The organism is Parasegetibacter sp. NRK P23, assembly GCF_023721715.1.
Lineage (GTDB): Bacteria > Bacteroidota > Bacteroidia > Chitinophagales > Chitinophagaceae > Parasegetibacter.
Genome location: NZ_JAMDLG010000001.1, coordinates 31,342 through 48,320, shown reverse-complemented (window position 1 = coordinate 48,320; position 16,979 = coordinate 31,342). Strand labels below are relative to the sequence as shown.

Annotated in this window: 9 protein-coding genes; 2 read left to right on the top strand and 7 right to left on the bottom strand. The window is 50.7% G+C overall.

What is annotated here, in order from left to right; all coding sequences use genetic code 11:
- Positions 1–15 precede the first annotated feature (15 nt).
- Together M4J38_RS00150 and M4J38_RS00145 are read right to left on the bottom strand one after the other, a co-directional pair.
- A complete protein-coding gene (locus M4J38_RS00150; protein ID WP_251757498.1) occupies positions 16–2,574 on the bottom strand; it encodes an alpha-L-arabinofuranosidase C-terminal domain-containing protein in 2,559 nt (852 codons plus the stop codon).
- 32 nt (positions 2,575–2,606) lie between these two features.
- Complete coding sequence (locus tag M4J38_RS00145; RefSeq protein ID WP_251757497.1) at positions 2,607–5,030, bottom strand: beta-L-arabinofuranosidase domain-containing protein; 2,424 nt, start codon at positions 5,028–5,030, stop codon at positions 2,607–2,609.
- A 272-nt stretch (positions 5,031–5,302) separates the two neighbouring features.
- Here M4J38_RS00145 and M4J38_RS00140 point away from each other — a divergent pair, with 272 nt between their 5' ends.
- Both M4J38_RS00140 and M4J38_RS00135 read left to right on the top strand, forming a co-directional pair.
- Entirely contained in the window at positions 5,303–6,739 is a 1,437-nt protein-coding gene (locus M4J38_RS00140; protein ID WP_251757496.1) for an APC family permease, read from the top strand.
- A gap of 33 nt (positions 6,740–6,772) precedes the next feature.
- The gene (locus M4J38_RS00135) at positions 6,773–9,655 is read left to right on the top strand and encodes a hypothetical protein (RefSeq protein WP_251757495.1); all 2,883 of its coding nucleotides are present in this window, start codon (positions 6,773–6,775) and stop codon (positions 9,653–9,655) included.
- Between the two features lie 335 nt (positions 9,656–9,990).
- On the opposite strand, the gene M4J38_RS00130 is transcribed toward M4J38_RS00135, so the two are convergent.
- The 5 genes from M4J38_RS00130 to M4J38_RS00110 all read right to left on the bottom strand — a co-directional run bounded on the left by M4J38_RS00130 (position 9,991) and on the right by M4J38_RS00110 (position 16,705).
- Entirely contained in the window at positions 9,991–11,706 is a 1,716-nt protein-coding gene (locus M4J38_RS00130; protein ID WP_251757494.1) for a DUF885 family protein, read from the bottom strand.
- 16 nt (positions 11,707–11,722) lie between these two features.
- Positions 11,723–12,967, bottom strand: a complete 1,245-nt coding sequence (locus M4J38_RS00125) for an FAD-binding oxidoreductase (protein WP_251757493.1) — start codon at positions 12,965–12,967, stop codon at positions 11,723–11,725.
- A gap of 60 nt (positions 12,968–13,027) precedes the next feature.
- The gene (locus M4J38_RS00120; protein ID WP_251757492.1) at positions 13,028–14,029 is read right to left on the bottom strand and encodes a 4-hydroxyproline epimerase; all 1,002 of its coding nucleotides are present in this window, start codon (positions 14,027–14,029) and stop codon (positions 13,028–13,030) included.
- A 191-nt stretch (positions 14,030–14,220) separates the two neighbouring features.
- On the bottom strand, positions 14,221–15,777 hold the full coding sequence (locus tag M4J38_RS00115; protein WP_251757491.1) for an aldehyde dehydrogenase (NADP(+)): 1,557 nt from the start codon (positions 15,775–15,777) through the stop codon (positions 14,221–14,223).
- Positions 15,761–16,705 carry a dihydrodipicolinate synthase family protein gene (locus M4J38_RS00110; protein ID WP_251757490.1) on the bottom strand — a complete coding sequence of 315 codons (945 nt, stop codon included), beginning with the start codon at positions 16,703–16,705 and terminating at the stop codon, positions 15,761–15,763. The genes M4J38_RS00115 and M4J38_RS00110 overlap by 17 nt, the downstream gene beginning before the upstream one ends.
- Positions 16,706–16,979: the final 274 nt, after the last annotated feature.

Here is a 16,979-nt window from a genome sequence, read left to right as displayed (position 1 = left end):
ATAGAAACTTTTACCTTATTGCCGTTTCAACCGCAATACAGTTATTGAATACGGTGCAAATGTGTAAGAAAACCGCATCCCCTTCACACCCAATGCCGTTTTAACCGGAACATATTGCCGCGGCGCAGAAAAACTGTTTTCCACTTCCAATGATGCAGCGCTCAATACGAAAGCATCTCCTGAAGCGACTTCAAAGCCATCTTCTAACCGAACATCAGTAATGCAGGCTTCTTCATGCCCGTTCACCACTTTCAAAATCAGTTCTCCGGTAGCCGTATCTTTCCCCGCCAATCCAATCAGCTTTGAAGGTTCTTCGTAAGTCATCAGCAATTTGTCGTTGAGGTAACATTCCACCTTATCCGGACCTACTTCCAGCCGGATATCGTACCATCTGCCGGTTTCTATCGGAGCAGGAAGCCGGCGTTGCGGGGTAACATCGGCCACGGATTCTCCGGATACAATTTCAAAAGCGGAATTGTTGTTAACGTGTGATCCGATGTGCGCACGGAGGTGTTTGTTTTCATCCTTTACGGCGAACGGAATAATGAATGCGTTGTAGCCACTTATTTTCCGGGCTTTCAGCCTCAGGGTATAGGTCTCGAAATGTTGTCCCGTGAGGATTTTAAGCCGCTGCGCACCCTGCGCTGTTTGCGCCATCGCGCCGTTCTTCACTTCCCATTTGCCGCGTATCGTTTTCCATTCCTCGGGCCTGGTATCAAAATCACTTTTATACACCGTTTTCCCATCGGAAATGACTTCAATATCCCGGTATTCCGTTTCAGTATCCCAGGTGGCGAGGCCAATACCGCCCGCGTATTTAGGACGAACTTTTGCTCCGGCGATCATTTTCAGTTCCGCTTTCAGATTTTGATCGGCCCGGTGCTGGTTCATCATCTGAATAGTGTAGTAGGAAATACGGGCGAAACTTTGCGCGGCGTTAAAATTAATGAGGTTCACGGGCCAGTGGCGCGTATTCACATTTTCAAATAGCGGGGCGTAACTCGACATTTTCACGAGATCACCGTTGTTTTCCATGCCAAGTATATACACGGCATCGTTCAATGCCGCCAGCATGTTTCCGCTGCCCACACCGCCATTGGTGGCGTATTCGCCCACATACACTTCGTAATCCCCGCGTTTGTACCGGTTGAAATGATCATAGTTGGAGAAGGCCCACCAGGCAGCCTTGTAAGCATGTTCATCGGCAATATCGGTAGTATGGATGCTGTCTAGCGTGTGCCGGTTGATGTCCCCGATGCCCATGCTGGAGATGATCTTCAGTTGCGGGTATTTCTTTTTGATGGCATCGTGGAACTGGTTGTATCGTTTCGCGTACCAGGGGCCATGCTGCTCGTTGCCCACTTCCACATATTTTAGCGGAAATGGTTTGGGATGTCCATTGGCCGCACGGACCTTTCCCCATTTGGAAGTAACTGGACCTATGGCATATTCGATGCCATCCAGCACATCATCGATCACCGGTTGCATGGAGGAATCCGGAATAAAAGTGCCGCTTCTGAATTCACAGGACACGCCCGCGTTGAAAACATAAAGGGCATCGGCGTTGATGTCTTCGCAGAACTGAAGGAACTCATGGTAACCGAACCCATCGCTGGACCAGTAATCCCAAACACTGAAGGTACCCGGTCTTTTTTCCACGGGGCCAAGAGATGTTTTCCAGTTGGGCGCACTTTCCACGTTGATGCCTTCTACAAAGCAGCCGCCGGGCCAGCGCACAAAAGCGGGTTTCAGGTCGGCGAGGTATTGTGCCAGGTCTTTACGAATGCCGTTGGGCCTTTTTTTAAATGTTTCCTTCGGGAAAAGTGATACGAAATCGAGCCAGAGTTTACCGGTACTTCCGAAGCGAAAAATAAACTTCGCCTTGCCATCGGTAGCGTTGGGCGTTAAGGTGCAACTGTATTTTTTCCATTGCGCGCCTTTTACGGAACTGAAAGTATGTGAAGCCAGTATAGTGCCGTCTTCCGATTGCAAAGCCACGGTAAGCGGACCAGTATAATCGTCGGCGGAACGGGCATAGAAATAGAGGTTACAGGTCTCCCCTTTTTTCGCGTTGATGCCCCAGAAACCTTCATTCAACAGGTCGTTCTTTCCTGAGGGACTAAGTTTTTTCACTTGTACTTCCATCGAATTGGGCGTGGCCGTATTCAATGGATTTTCTTTCGTGATGCGGATATCAATCTCCGCGTCGGGCGCCGTATTCAACCGCCAGTAAGGGTGTTCCGTTTTCCGCCAGGGCATGCGCCAGTCGGAGGCACGGCCATTCAGGTTATAGTGCGGCGTTCTGTTGGGGACGATGAATCCGTTTTCCAACGTGGTTCCCGGCGGAAGGCGGCTTTCTTCAAATCCCCTGTTCTGGATCATTTCGGCATACAAACCACCTTCTCCTCCATGACTGATCTCTTCAAAGAATATTCCGTGCAGGTTGGGAGAAACTGTGTTTTTTACCGCGCCGGTATGGATCACCATGGATGCGCTTTGCTGGGCGCTGGTATCCACGGAACTGAGCAAAGTTTGCGCGCACAGCACCGCCATGCAGATATTCCGGTATTGCATCAACGAAGTTGTAATATGATGGTTGTAGTTCCTTATTTCACGATCCATTCATGCACACCTGTGGCATGGTCCTGCGGTAATTGAATTTCGATGCGGAGCGCCGTTGTTTTAACGGGTTCGAATTTCACCACGTTGTATTTATCTTTCTCCGTTACATACGGCGCAGTGGTTTTCACCGGCACCCAATTCTCGCCATCCTTGTATAATATCTTCCAGGAAGCGGGAATACGGCATCCGCCGAAAGGACCATCATCGAACCAGTAGACGCTCGATTCTGACACCGTATAGGGCTGGTCGAAATCGTACTGGATCCACTCCTGGGTATTCTTTTTCGGCCACCAGTGCATGTAAACCGCACTGTTGTCCAGGGAGTTTTTCGGTTCGTACTGGTCATTCAAAGCAATCATCATCCTGCGGTCGCGTACGGAGGCAGACACTTTGGCTTTGGAAGCGATGGTGGGTGCGGGTTTGGGACGGGCGGCAGATTCCAGGTAAGGAATCCACACCACCATTTCCCCTGGTCCGCGGTTGTTCCAGGCATAGTAAGGAATGGCTTTTACTTCCTGCTCCTTTTTGATGAGCTGATCGGAATTTAACTGGCGGCTGGTAGAACTTCCTTTTGCGGAAAGCACCAATACCCCGTTCAATAATTCATCGTTGAACTGTGAACTTACAGGCGCCTTTTCATTCACGACAATGTTCTGCACCACGCTATCTGTGTTATCAGGACCTTCCAGGCAATACACCAGTGGGCCACGTTGCAGGGCGAAGCGTCCTTTATCGTCTTCAACTTTGGCATTGGCCAGTACTTTCTCCACTTCCATAGGCAGTTCCAGGGTTACTTTATCCCCTTTCTGCCAGGTACGGTTAAAGACCACGTAGCCTTTGTCCAGCTTGTATTGAACGGGTTTGCCATTCAGTTTCACCACTACTTTCGATCCGGAAGTATCGGCGAAGCGATAAAGATCACCGGGAACAGCTTCCTGGCGTGCCCAACCGGGGATGCGTACCCGAAGCGAGAAGGCTGCTTTTTTAGCTGGATTCACGAGGAGGTCCACATTTCCCTTCCAGGGATACCCGGTCACCTGTTCCAGGGAAAGTTTGGTGGCCGGTAATGTAATATCTGATTTACCCGCGATGAACAGATTCACATACAGATCATTATTACTTTGCGCATATACGTAACCGGGAACAGAAGGCATAAAGCGGGTAACGTTGGAAATGCAGCAGGCGCATCCGAACCAGGCGCTGCGCTGGTGTTGCCCCATAGAGGCCAGCGGATTGGGGTAGAAGAATTTCTTCCCATCGGCCGCGATGCCCGAAAGCAGCCCATTGTACAACACCCTTTCCATCACATCCACATACTTCGCGTCTCCATTCATGAGGAACATCCTGTTGTTCCAGTACACATTGGCGATAGAGGCGCATGTTTCCGCGTATGCCGACATATTGGGCAGGTGGTAGGCCGCACCGAAAGCTTCTCCGGCTCCGGTAGCGCCGATTCCTCCCGTGAGGTACATTTTCTTTTCCACCACATCGTGCCAGATATCGTTGATGGCTTTCAGGTAATCAGGATTGCCCGTAAGCGCGGCAACATCAGCCATGCCGGTGTACATATAGGCGGCGCGTACGGCATGTCCCACCGCTTCGTGCTGGTCGGTCACCATTTTGTGCGACTGGCTGTATTCGGAACCCCGGCCCACGGAACTTTTTCCACGCACATCCAGGAAGAACTTGGCCAGGTCGAGGTATTCTTTTTTACCGGTAACCCTGTACAGCCGGGCGAGGCCCATTTCCACCACCTGGTGGCCGGGGAAAACATCCAGTTTTCCGGGACCGAAATCTTTTACGAGCAGATCGGCGTTTTTGATGGCGATGTTGAGCATCGTTTTTTTACCGGTAGCGATATAGTGGGCAACGGCGGCTTCATACAGGTGGCCGCAATTGTACAGTTCATGGCTCAGGTCCCAGTCTTTCATCCATCTTTTCTCACTGATCCAGGGATGCAGTTTTTCCGGCTTCATGCTGCGGAAAGTATAAAGGTAGCCATCGGGTTCCTGGGCAGCTCCGATGATCGCGATCAGTGAATCGAGTGATTTTTCGAGTGAGGCATCCTTTTTAACCTGGAGGGCGTAAGAAGCGCCTTCAATCATCTTGTAAATATCCGTATCGTCGAAGGGATACTCTGTAATTTTTCCTACGGGCATCTTGCCGGCTGCTTTCAGAAAATTATCTATCCTCCCTGTTTCACGACATTTTTCGAGTACATAAGGAATGGTAACATTGGCGTTCACCTCAATTTTCGGCGCCCAGAAATCATCGTGCAGGTGTACATGCGTGAAGGGAACTGGCTGAATGGGATAATCGCGCTGCATCTGTTGTTGCGCATGAGCTGTGCCCGATCCTATGGCGATCGCAATCATCAGGCCGGCATTCATCACATTTTGTCTCATCATAACGGTTTGCTTTTGTCAAGTGACTGAACGGGAAGAAAAATGAATTTACTGTAATCGATACACTTATAAAGATAGGGATAGTGGCCCGGGGGTGGTTCTTTTGAATTAACTGATGCTGACAGTATTTTATCAATCAAGGAAGGTTTTTTCTCCGGTTGTTCATCAGTGAAAATCTGCCCAACACCGGTGAAAATACGGATAGGCGGATCACACGTGGCACCGATAATATTCTTTAACTTTCCTCCCTAACCAAAATTGAACAACAAGCACTTATGAGTCAATCCAGTTTCAAGCCCACGCTATCCCTTTTTGACGGCACCATGGTGGTGGCCGGTTCCATGATCGGGTCGGGTATATTTATCGTCAGCGCCGATATCATGCGTTACACCGGCAGCGCGGGCTGGCTGATCGCCGTATGGGTGATTACCGGTTTTATGACACTTACCGCCGCCCTGAGTTATGGTGAACTGAGCGGTATGTTCCCCAAAGCGGGTGGACAATATGTATACCTGAAAGAAGCCTACAACCCACTGATGGGCTTTCTTTATGGATGGAGTTTTTTCGCCGTTATTCAAACGGCCACCATCGCCGCGGTAGGCGTGGCTTTCTCCAAGTTCCTGGCCTACCTGGTGCCCGAACTGGGTAATACTTATTTCCTGTTTAATATCGGGCCACTTAATATTTACGCGGGGCAACTGGTCGCCATCTCTATTATCATATTACTTACTTATGTGAATTCAAGAGGAGTGAAGGAAGGGAAATTCATCCAGACCATATTCACTTCCACGAAGTTGCTGGCCTTGTTCGGGCTCATCATATTCGGGTTCCTGCTCGTGAAAGAAAGTTTTTGGGCAGAGAACTGGCAGAACGCTTTCCAGGCCCGCCAGATAGAGCGGGATGCCTCAGGCGCTTTTGTCACCGGTGGCGGCTGGACCAACATCGGCGGAACGGTATTGCTGGGCGGTATCGCCGCGGCCATGGTAGGCTCCATTTTTAGCAGTGATTCCTGGAACAACGTCACTTTCATCGCCGGAGAAATGAAAAACCCCAAACGCAATATTGGATTGAGTTTGCTGCTCGGCACCATGATCGTTACCATCATCTATATCCTCGCCAACCTGATGTACCTGAACGTACTTCCATTGAACGAACTCGCTTTCCCTACCGACGACCGTGTTGCCATTGCCGCAGCGAATAAAATATTCCCGTCCTTCGGCACTTACGTGATCGCGTTCCTCATCATGATCTCCACGTTTGGTTGCAACAACGGGCTTATCCTGGCGGGCGCAAGGGTTTATTACACCATGGCGAAGGATGGACTCTTCTTTAAAAAAGCAGGAACCCTCAATAAAAATAATGTGCCGGCATGGGCGCTCTGGCTACAATGTGTGTTCGCTTCAGCCTGGAGTCTTAGCGGGCAATATGGCCAGTTGCTGGATATGATTTCCTTCGTGGTGGTGGGATTCTATATGCTTACCATCGCGGGCATTTTTATCCTGCGGAAGAAAAGACCCGATGCGGAAAGACCCTATAAGGCATTCGGCTACCCGGTGTTGCCCATTATTTATATCATTATGGGCATGAGCTTTTGTATACTGCTCATCATCTTCAAACCGGAATATACCTGGCCGGGACTTATCATCACACTGGCCGGCATTCCTATTTATTATTTCGTCCGTTCCTCGCGGAAAACAATGGCGGAATCCTAACCAAACGCTAAACAATACAAGCTTTTAACAGATATGAGAATCACCCTTTCCACTGCGGCCCTGCTCCTGCTCACAGGTTCCATCGCCGCACAATCGCCTTACAAACCAACCACCGCCACGCAAAAATCACAAAGTGAACAGCAACGCGGCAAATTGGCCAATTCATCCTGGGTATCGGCGCTCCCATTGAAGAATGTCGGCCCCACCATCATGAGCGGCCGGGTAACGGATATTGACGTGAACCCGGAAAATCCGGTGGAATTTTATGTAGCATACGCCAGTGGTGGATTATGGCATACAAAAAACAACGGACAGAGTTTTACGCCCATCTCCGATAACCTTCCCCATACCTTCATGGGCGATGTTACTGTGAACTGGAAAGAACGCATCATCTGGCTGGGCACGGGCGAACCCAACGCTCAACGTTCCTCTTATTCGGGCACCGGTGTTTATAAAAGCGAAGACAACGGCAAAACCTGGGCCTGGTGCGGCTTACCGGAATCGCACCATATCGGCGGCATCGCACTCCAAAGCGGCAAAAACACCGCGTTGGTGGCCGTTACCGGAAAACTATACACCAACAGCAAAGAACGCGGCATATTCAGAACAGAAGACGGCGGCAAAACATGGCAACAAACGCTATACATCAACGATAGTACAGGCGCCATCGATATTACCAGTGATCCCGTAAATCCGGAAATCGTTTACGCCTGTATGTGGGAGAAAGGCAGAAAAGCCTGGAATTTCGTGGAATCCGGTGAAGGTTCCGGTATCTATAAAAGTACCGATGGCGGGAAAACATGGAACAAACTGAATACGCCCGGCAGCGGTTTGCCCTACGGTAAATATGTTGGAAGAACGGGCATAGCCGTTTATCCGAAGAATCCCGATATCCTTTATTGTGTAGTGGATAACCAGGCACCGCGAAAAACAACGGGCGACAATAGCAACAGCGTCGATGAATACGCACCAAAAGATTTGCTGAAGCTGACCCAAAAAAGTTTTGATACACTCGACAATAAAAAACTGGACGCCTTTATACGCCGTTACCGCATTCCGAATGAAACCGCGGTTTCCGTGAAAGAAAAAGTAAAGAACGGCACCATCTCCCCTACCGCGTTAACGGATTTCATCAGTGAAGACAAATCCATCTTTACCGATCCCTCACCCGATGTTACCGGCGCTGAGATATTCCGCAGCAACGACGGCGGGAAAACATGGAAGAAAACACACGACAAATACATCGACAACGCCTTCTTCACCTACGGTTATGTGTTCGCCCGGATCTGGATATCCCCCGTAAATCCCGATAAGATCGTGACCGTGGCCGTACCATTGCTTTGTTCCGAAGACGGCGGCAAAACCTTCCGTGACCTTGGCAAAGAAAATGTACACGTGGACCACCACGCGTTCTGGTTCGATCCGAAAAACGATGACCATTTCATCAATGGCAACGACGGAGGCATCAACATCAGTTACGACAACGGCGCCACCTGGTTTAAAGCCAACACACCTCCACTGGGACAATTCTACGCCATTACCACCGATAATGCCATTCCTTACAGAATATACGGGGGTATGCAGGACAACGGGGTATGGTATGGCCCCTCCACTTACACCTTCAGCTACAACTGGACCGCAGACGGCAACTATCCCTACAAAAGCATCGGCGGCGGCGATGGCATGCAGGTACAGGTAGACCCCAGGGACAACAACACGTATTATACAGGTTCCCAATTCGGCTACTACTACCGCAACAGCCTTGACCAGTCCGTTCCCTACCTGGGCATACAACCTTCGCATCAATTCGGGGAAAAGCCCCTGCGCTTCAACTGGCAAACGCCCATTCATTTGTCTGTGCACCAGCCCGATGTATTGTACCTCGGCGCCAATAAAGTTTATCGTTCGCTGAACAAAGGCGCGAACATGACCGCCATCTCCCCTGACCTTACCCACGGTTTTGTAAAAGGTGATGTTCCCTACGGTACCATTACCACGCTCCACGAATCGCCCATGAAATTCGGTTTGCTGTACGCCGGTTCAGATGATGGCCGCATTCATGTAAGCAGGGATGGCGGTTTCTCCTGGACAGACATAACAGGTAAACTACCCCAACGCCTCTGGGTATCAAGGGTACAGGCTTCCGCGCACCAGGAAGGACGTGTGTACGCCACATTAAACGGGTATCGTTATGATCATTTCGAACCCTATCTCTATGTAAGTGAAGATTTCGGTAAAAACTGGACGCGCCTGGGAAAAGAGCTTCCGCTGGAACCCCTTAACGTAGTACGCGAAGATTCCGTCAACGAAAATGTATTGTACGTAGGAACAGACAACGGATTGTATGTTTCGTTCAACAAAGGACAATCATTCCACCCCTGGGACAACGGCATGCCCCGCGTTCCCGTGCATGATATCGCCTTGCAACAACGCGACAAAGCCATAGTAGTGGCTACACATGGCCGTTCCATTTACACCGGGGATATTGCATATATACAGCAACTTACAGCGGAGAAAATCGAAGGCAAACCTTTTATGCTGGAAGCCAAACAGGCACCTGTAGCCGCGCCACGGGGCAGAAGGCGGTTCAGCGCCCCCTCCAACGACCAGTTGCCCGCAGTGGCATTTTTTACTAAAGAACCAGGGCCGATCAGCATTACATTGATTGCTGCGGATGGGAAAGAACTGATGCAGGTAAAAGATACGGCGGTAAGCGGTATCAATATAGCGGAAGTGCCGCTTGCCATTGCTACATCAGTTCAGGAAGCATTGCATGAGCAGTGGAAAAAGCAGGGCAACTACGATGAAAACAGGTACGTGCTTCCTCCCGGGAAATACAAGCTGAATATAGTGTTTGCAGATGGGACAGTGCTGGTGAGAGAAGTGGAGGGTGGTGTTGGGCGGAAAGGAAGGTAGTGGTTTCACGCGAAGACGCGAAGGAGCAAGGACGCAAGGCCTTGCTCCTTTTATTAAAGCATTATTTTTTTAGCATTTTGCCCAACAACAGCTCCTTGCGTCTTTGCTCCTTTGCGTTGCGCAGTGCGAAGCACAAAGCAATTGCGAGAAAAAAATAATCTCTCGCAACGACGCAAAGACGCAACGTTTGGAACGTTGGTATTTAGAGAGGTAGAGCCAGGTTAGAAAGAGATTTATTGAAGGAGAATACCTGCTTGAGTATAGTTCGGGATAACTAATTAAAGAAGGCGCATCATTACTGGTGCGCCTTTCTTTTTATTACACAGCAGACTACATTACTTATAGAATCTCCAGGCGCTTTTGTGGTCCTCTTTCAGGGGCTGGTTGGTGAGGATGGCACGGATCATTTCAACCGGCATGGCGTTGAGGGAGATGATGGCGTCGTGAAAATCTTTATGGGATAGTTTCTTCGTATCAACGAGTTCTTTTTTCAGGGCGAAAAACTGCAGGCCACCCATCATGTACGCGAGTTGGTACAAGGGGCTGTAGCCGCCAACAAAGGAACGGCGCACTTCGCCTTCGGCATTGGCGCGTTCATGCCCTACCCTGTCCACAAGGAAGTCGATGCATTGTTGCGGCGTCCATTTACCGAGGTGGTAGTTCAGGGAGAAGATGATGCGCGCGCAACGGTGCATGCGCCAGAACAACATGCCGATGCGGTCCTCGGGGCCTTGCGGGAAGCCCTGTTCCCAGAGCAGAAATTCCCAGTACAACGCCCAGCCTTCCGTCCAGAACGGGGTTTGGAAGTTACGGTAGTTGCGGTAACGGCTGTTCATGAAATACTGGAGGTTGTGCCCCGCCAGCAGTTCGTGGTGCACGGTGGCACGGGAGAAATGCGGGTTGTTGCCGCGCATACTCATGAGGCGGTCGTCGTAACTCATGGTATTGGTGGGGTAAGAGATACTGATTTCACGGCCACCGGTAAAGAACGGGTTCACCAATTGACGTTCGGGCGTCATCATGATCATACCCCAGGTTTCTTCGGCCAGCGGGGGTAAGGTGATCAGGTCTTTTTTCTTGATGAAGTCGACAGATTCGTTGTAGAGCCGGAGGATGAGTTCGGGCTGTTTGCCGGCCGGTACGTAGGATTCTTTTACTTTTTCCAGGGCCGCTTTCCAGTTGTTGCCAAAGCCGAGTTCAGCGGAAGCCTTCAGCATTTCTTTGTCGCACCACGCGAATTCCTTGTTGGCCACTTCAATCAGTTCTTCCGCGGTGTAAGGCATCATTTCATAAGCGAGTTGCTTTTCGATTTCTTCTTTCCCGATTGGTTTGCCCACGATGCCGCTTTTGTCCTGCTGCAACGCGTCGTTGTTCATTTTGGATTGCCAGGTACGGCCATACCCTGTAAGCGCGTCGTTCAGCTTTTCGTAGGTTTTAGGCACCCACCAGGTGTACATCGGATCATAGCCGTTGTAGAATTCGTTTACGCTCCACAAGGCACGTTTCACACCCTGGATCATAGATTCCGCGCGACGGATTTCCAATACGCCAATGTTCTTGGTCTGCTTCAGTTTTTCATCCAGATCCTTCACCTGCTTTTCTACTTTCGCGAAATCGGCGGCAATCTTTTCACCGCTGACGGAAGCACCTCTTCTGCGTCCTTTTTCCAGGTCGTAGATGGGCGCTGTAAAGCTGAACCATTGAGCGATACCGGCGATCTCTTTCTTATCGATCGCTAGCAGGCGCATCCTTTCGGCGAGGTCCCTTTTGAAGAGAATATAGTCCACCTTACATTCCTGCGGTAACGCCGAGAATTTTACGGTCGCCAGTTGCTTTCCATAATCGTTGTACAATTGCTCCATCCGTGCAATGCGTTCGGGAGAGCCTTCCACGGTATAAAAACGGGAAAGCGTGTTTTCGTCCACACGGAATTTGTTCAGGATATCGGGCATCACCTGGCAGGGCACATAATCTTTAACGGTTTGGGCGAAAGTAGCTGCCGGCAAACCTGAGACGACCAGCCATGTGGCAATGGCAAAACGTTTTATCATAGCAGTTGTTTTATTTTCAGCTAAAGCGCTCCGGATCAAATGCCGCAACGGAAATACTGGTGGTCTTGTGGCCGGCCAGTTCAGCGATCAGTTTGCCTGTGGCGGGTCCGAGACTTAATCCCATCATCGCGTGTCCACCGGCGATCAGCAGGTTGGAAACTTTCTGCGACGCTCCGATATAGGGGATACCATCAGGAGAACAGGGCCTGAAGCCGTGCCAGACATCTTTTTCAGCGGGCATCTCCAGTTCCAGTCCGGGGAAATAATCGGGTACCGATTCTACAATGCCCTGCACGCGCGTCATGTTCACCTTGTTGTTCACCGCGCCCAGTTCCATGGTGCCGCCGTAACGCATTCTGCCGCCCATAGGTGTAATGGCCACGCGGGCTTCACATAATATCGCAGGGATGTTCAATACTTTTTCAGGAGACGCTAACGTAAATGAATAACCTTTGCCAGGCATCAGCGGGATGGAAACGCCTACCATGCGGGTGATTTCAGGCAGCCAGGAACCGGCCGCCGCCACCAGCACATCCGTGGCAATCTCTTCTTTCGCCGTAATCACCTTCTTCACAAAAGTTCCTTCCACTACAATTTTACGGATATCCGTTCCTGTTACAAACTTCACCCCGCTTTCACGGAGCCATTGCACCAGTTGCCTGTTCAGCGCGTTGGGATAAATATGCGCATCGCATTTGTAGTGTACCGCGCCCAATACATCCGGATCCATCTGTGGTTCCAGCGCCTTCACTTCTTCCCGGCTGAGGGCAACGGCATCCAGGCCCATGGAGCGGGCCTTTTCCGCAAGGTGAATTTCTTCTTCAGCAACGTGTTCCGTTTTGTAATACATCATGATCCCCTTCTTCTCGAAAGAGAAATCGAAGCCGGGTAAATCTTTCAGTTCCTCATACAACCCTTTACTGAGGAGGTTGATATCGCGCAGCGGAACAGCAGCCGATTCTACATTGCGTGCATTGGCGCTCTTCAGGAATTTGAGTCCCCACGAAATCAGGTTCATACTGAGCGAGGGTTTCACGTAGAACGGACTTTTCGCGTTGAACATCCAGCGGATGCCCTGCGAAACGATGCCCGGCGCCGCCAGCGGCACGAAATGACTGGGAACGATCATGCCGAGGTTTCCGTAGGAACAGTTGTCGGAAAGATCGGTTTTATCTACGATGGTAACGTCCCACCCATCTTTCCTGAGATAATATGCGGAGCAGAGGCCGATAATGCCTCCGCCGATGATTGTTGCTTTCATGAGAGAAATTTTGAAATTAAGGCCTCCCCCCCTTCCCTCTCCGGGGGAGAGGGGCGAAAATTATATCACCTGGAAACCATGCGCGTACGGATCCTCATCGTCAATGATGATGGTATTGTATCCTGTAACCATGGCCCATCCTTCAATACTGGGTACGATAGCGGGTTTGCCGCCGATGGTGGTTTCTTCTTCTATTCTACCCGTGAATTTAGAGCCGATAATACTTTCGTGGATAAACTCATCTCCTTTCTTCAGCTTTCCTTTGGCGTACCATTGCGCCATCCTGGCGGAGGTGCCGGTTCCACAGGGTGAACGGTCGATCGCTTTGTCGCCGTAGAATACGGCGTTCCTTGCGGAAGAAGTCGCATCAAGTGGTGCACCGGTCCACAACATGTGGCTCAATCCTTTGATGTGTTCATTCTCGGGATGAATGAAAGTGTATTTTTCGTTCAGGCGCTGTCTGCAAACACGGCTCCAGGCAATCAGTTGATCAGCGGAGAAATGTTGCAATCCCGGAAAATTCGGTTGCGGGTCAACGATAGCATAAAAGTTACCGCCATAAGCCACATCCACCGTGATGGTACCCAGGTCGGGACATTCCACTTCCAGCGCTTCAGCGGCCAGGAACGACTTTACATTGGTGAGTTTTACCGACTTCACCTTTTTTCCTTCCTGCAAATAGTCGATGAGTACCAGCCCGGCAGGTGCTTCCATCCTCAATTTACCGGGGACTTTCGGCGTAATCAATCCTTCTTCGATGGCGATGGTGATGGTGCCGATGGTACCGTGTCCGCACATGGGCAAACAGCCACTGGTTTCTATAAAAAGAACGGCCACATCATTCTGTGGATCGTGGGGCGGATAAAGAATGCTTCCGCTCATCATGTCGTGCCCGCGGGGCTCAAACATGAGTCCTTTCCTGATCCAGTCGTATTCAGCAAGAAAATGCAGTCTTTTCTCCATCATGGAGTCACCTTTCAGCATAGGACCGCCTCCGGCCACGAGCCGGACGGGATTGCCGCAGGTATGCGCGTCGATGCAAAAGAATTTTTTGTGTGACAAGTTTGGATATTTTAGCCTCCCCCCGGCCCCTCTCCCGGGGGAGAGGGGCCGGGGGAATGAATTTATTGTAATCGATGAATTTTGAATATAGAATGATGAATTTTAAATGTTAAATGGAGCTTTATTTTGCTGCATCATGGATTATAAACTTTAAACCTCATCTATCATTCAAAATCCAACATCAAAAATTCCTATACATTCTCTCTAGTAAATTCACCATTCAGTTTTCGCATAATGCCCAACGTGTTTTCATTCCTCAATGCCACAGGCAACATCTCTGCCGGGCAATCCTGGAAACAAACGGGGCGCAGGAAACGTTTGATGGCCTCTGCTCCAACCGATGTGGTACGTGCATCAGTAGTGGCGGGGAATGGACCGCCATGCACCATGGCATGACAAACCTCTACGCCTGTGGGCACCATATTGTAAATGATGCGGCCGACTTTTTCAGTGAGCGTATGAATCTGCGGGGCGAAAGCGGCAATATCCGCGGCATTTCCGAAAACGGAACCCGTCAATTGGCCATGGAGCGCATGCAGGGCCTGTTCCATTTGTGGTACGTCTTCGCATACGACCAACAGTGAGGAAGGACCGAATACTTCCTCCTGCAAGGCTGGCTGGGCGAGGAAATCTGTGGCGGAAACCTGCATCAGCGCGGGAGTTCCTTTGAATCCAGCCGCAGCGTCTTCCCCTTCCAGCAATACGGTTACGCCTTTGTGTTGGGAAAGTTTGTTCCTGCCTGTATAATAATTTTTGCAGATGCCTTCGTTCAGCATGGTGGCGCCGGGTACTTTGGCCAGGGCTTCCGCCAGTGATTGGGTAAACTGCGTTGTAGCGTCAGATTGTAAAGCGAACAGCAAACCTGGATTGGTGCAGAACTGCCCCACGCCCAGTGTGATGGAACCTGCCAGCGTTGCGGCAAGTGTTTCCGCGTCGGCTTTGAGTTTTCCGGGCAGCAACAACACAGGATTGATGCTGCTCATTTCCGCGTATACGGGAATGGGCACGGCTCTTTCAGCGGTAGCGGTGCGGTAAAGCGCCATGCCGCCGGCATAGGAACCAGTGAAACCAATCGCTTTAATGGCAGGATGCTTTGCCAGGGTTTGTCCCAGTGCAATGCCGTCTCCATTCAGGGAAGCGAACACTCCTTCAGGAAGGTTACATTTCCTGACGGCGGTTTGGATGGCTTTCGTCATCAGCGCGTTGGTACCCAGGTGCGAAGGGTGTGCCTTCACGATTACGGGGCATCCGGCAGCGAGGGCCGAGGCCGTATCGCCACCTGCGGTGGAAAAAGCGAAGGGAAAATTACTGGCACCAAAAACAGCCACCGGGCCAATGGGCATATTCATCCTGCGGATGTCGGCACGGGGCAGTGGCTTGCGTTCGGGCAAGGCGGGATCAATCACGGCTTCTACATAAGAACCTTCTTTCAACACGGCGGCGAACAGCCGGAGTTGCCCCACGGTACGGTCGCGTTCTCCGTTCAACCTTGCGAGCGGAAGTCCGGACTCAAGGTGGGCCCTTTCAATCAGTTCCTCCCCCAGCGCCATAATTTCAAGGGCGATGGTTTCCAGGAAACTGGCGCGCTCAGCGGCGGAAGTCTGGGAATAGTCTTTAAACGCGGAGACCGCCCCTTGCAGGGCGGCTTCCACTTCATTATCGGTAGCAACGGCGAAATCACCGGGTAAAAAATCTCCTTTTACGGTACTGAACGACCGCAGGGCCTTTGCATCAGGCGTAAGTTGCATGCTCTTCCATTTTCAGGTTCAGGTAATCGGGCAGTTCGGGACGTGTGGCGAGGGCGGTTTCAATCACTTTCAATACGGCGGCGCGTTCTGCTCCGGTTACTTTTAAGCGGGGTGCGCGCACGTGTTCGGAACCGATACCGGTAGCCACGGCGGCCATTTTGATGTACTGCACCAGTTTGGGATGGATATCCAGCTCCAATACGGGCAGGAACCAGCGGTGAATCGCCACGGCTTCAGGGATGCGTCCGGCTTTTACCAGGCGGAAGATCGCCACGGTTTCGCGGGGGAACGCGTCTACCAGTCCGGCCACCCAGCCATCGGCACCCATGCAAAGGCTCTCGGTAGCGAGGGTATCTACGCCGGTAAGCACTTTAAAGCGGTCGCCAAAGCGGTTGAACATCCGGGTAACGTTAGTAACATCTCGGGTGGACTCCTTCACAGACTGGATATTATCCAGTTTCGCGAGTTCCTCGAACATGTCCAGGGTTACTTCTATTTTATAATCCACGGGATTATTGTAGATCATGATGGGCAAAGTGGTGTTGCGGGCAACGGTTTTGAAGTACTCCACCGTTTCCTCATCGGAGGATTTGTACCGCATGGGGGGCAGCAGCATCAGACCGTCCGCGCCATTTTTTTCCGCGTCCTGCGCCAGGGCCACGGCCGCTTTGGTGGTTTGCTCCGCGATGTTCACGATCACAGGGAAATCCTTATCCAGCGTTTCTTTGGCATAAATCAGCAAATCTCTTTTCTCTTCATTCAGCAAAGAACTCGCTTCGCCCAAAGAGCCTCCCAGGATGATTCCATCCACTCCGGCCGAAACCTGGGCATCCAGGTTCAGTTTGAACATATCGAAATCTACTGAATCATCTTCCTTGAAGGGGGTCAGTAAGGCGGGATATACACCTTTCCATTTTACATTGCACATAGGAGCGATATATTTAATTTACACCAAAATTACAGCGGGCATCTTCTACCCTGTTTTCCGGTATTAATGGAAAGTTTACGGATTTTAACTGATTTTCAAAACTTCCGTTTAAACTTACCTTGTTAATCACTTTTCGGGCTAAAATTCTGTCTTAATACCCTCAAAGCCAAAGCCGGAATAATTTTTCCGCATTTCGTAAATGGTTTTCCTCATCGCGTAAACGCGCTTTTCTCCCCTGACTGAACTTTGCGGCCAATTCAACAAGATAGTAAGA

Bases quoted from the DNA above. Each gene is read 5' to 3' on its own strand.
- M4J38_RS00150 (WP_251757498.1), bottom strand. From the start codon at position 2,574: ATGCAATACCGGAATATCTGCATGGCGGTGCTGTGCGCGCAAACTTTG.
- M4J38_RS00145 (WP_251757497.1), bottom strand. From the start codon at position 5,030: ATGATGAGACAAAATGTGATGAATGCCGGCCTGATGATTGCGATCGCC.
- M4J38_RS00140 (WP_251757496.1), top strand. From the start codon at position 5,303: ATGAGTCAATCCAGTTTCAAGCCCACGCTATCCCTTTTTGACGGCACC.
- M4J38_RS00135 (WP_251757495.1), top strand. From the start codon at position 6,773: ATGAGAATCACCCTTTCCACTGCGGCCCTGCTCCTGCTCACAGGTTCC.
- M4J38_RS00130 (WP_251757494.1), bottom strand. From the start codon at position 11,706: ATGATAAAACGTTTTGCCATTGCCACATGGCTGGTCGTCTCAGGTTTG.
- M4J38_RS00125 (WP_251757493.1), bottom strand. From the start codon at position 12,967: ATGAAAGCAACAATCATCGGCGGAGGCATTATCGGCCTCTGCTCCGCA.
- M4J38_RS00115 (WP_251757491.1), bottom strand. From the start codon at position 15,777: ATGCAACTTACGCCTGATGCAAAGGCCCTGCGGTCGTTCAGTACCGTA.
- M4J38_RS00110 (WP_251757490.1), bottom strand. From the start codon at position 16,705: ATGTGCAATGTAAAATGGAAAGGTGTATATCCCGCCTTACTGACCCCC.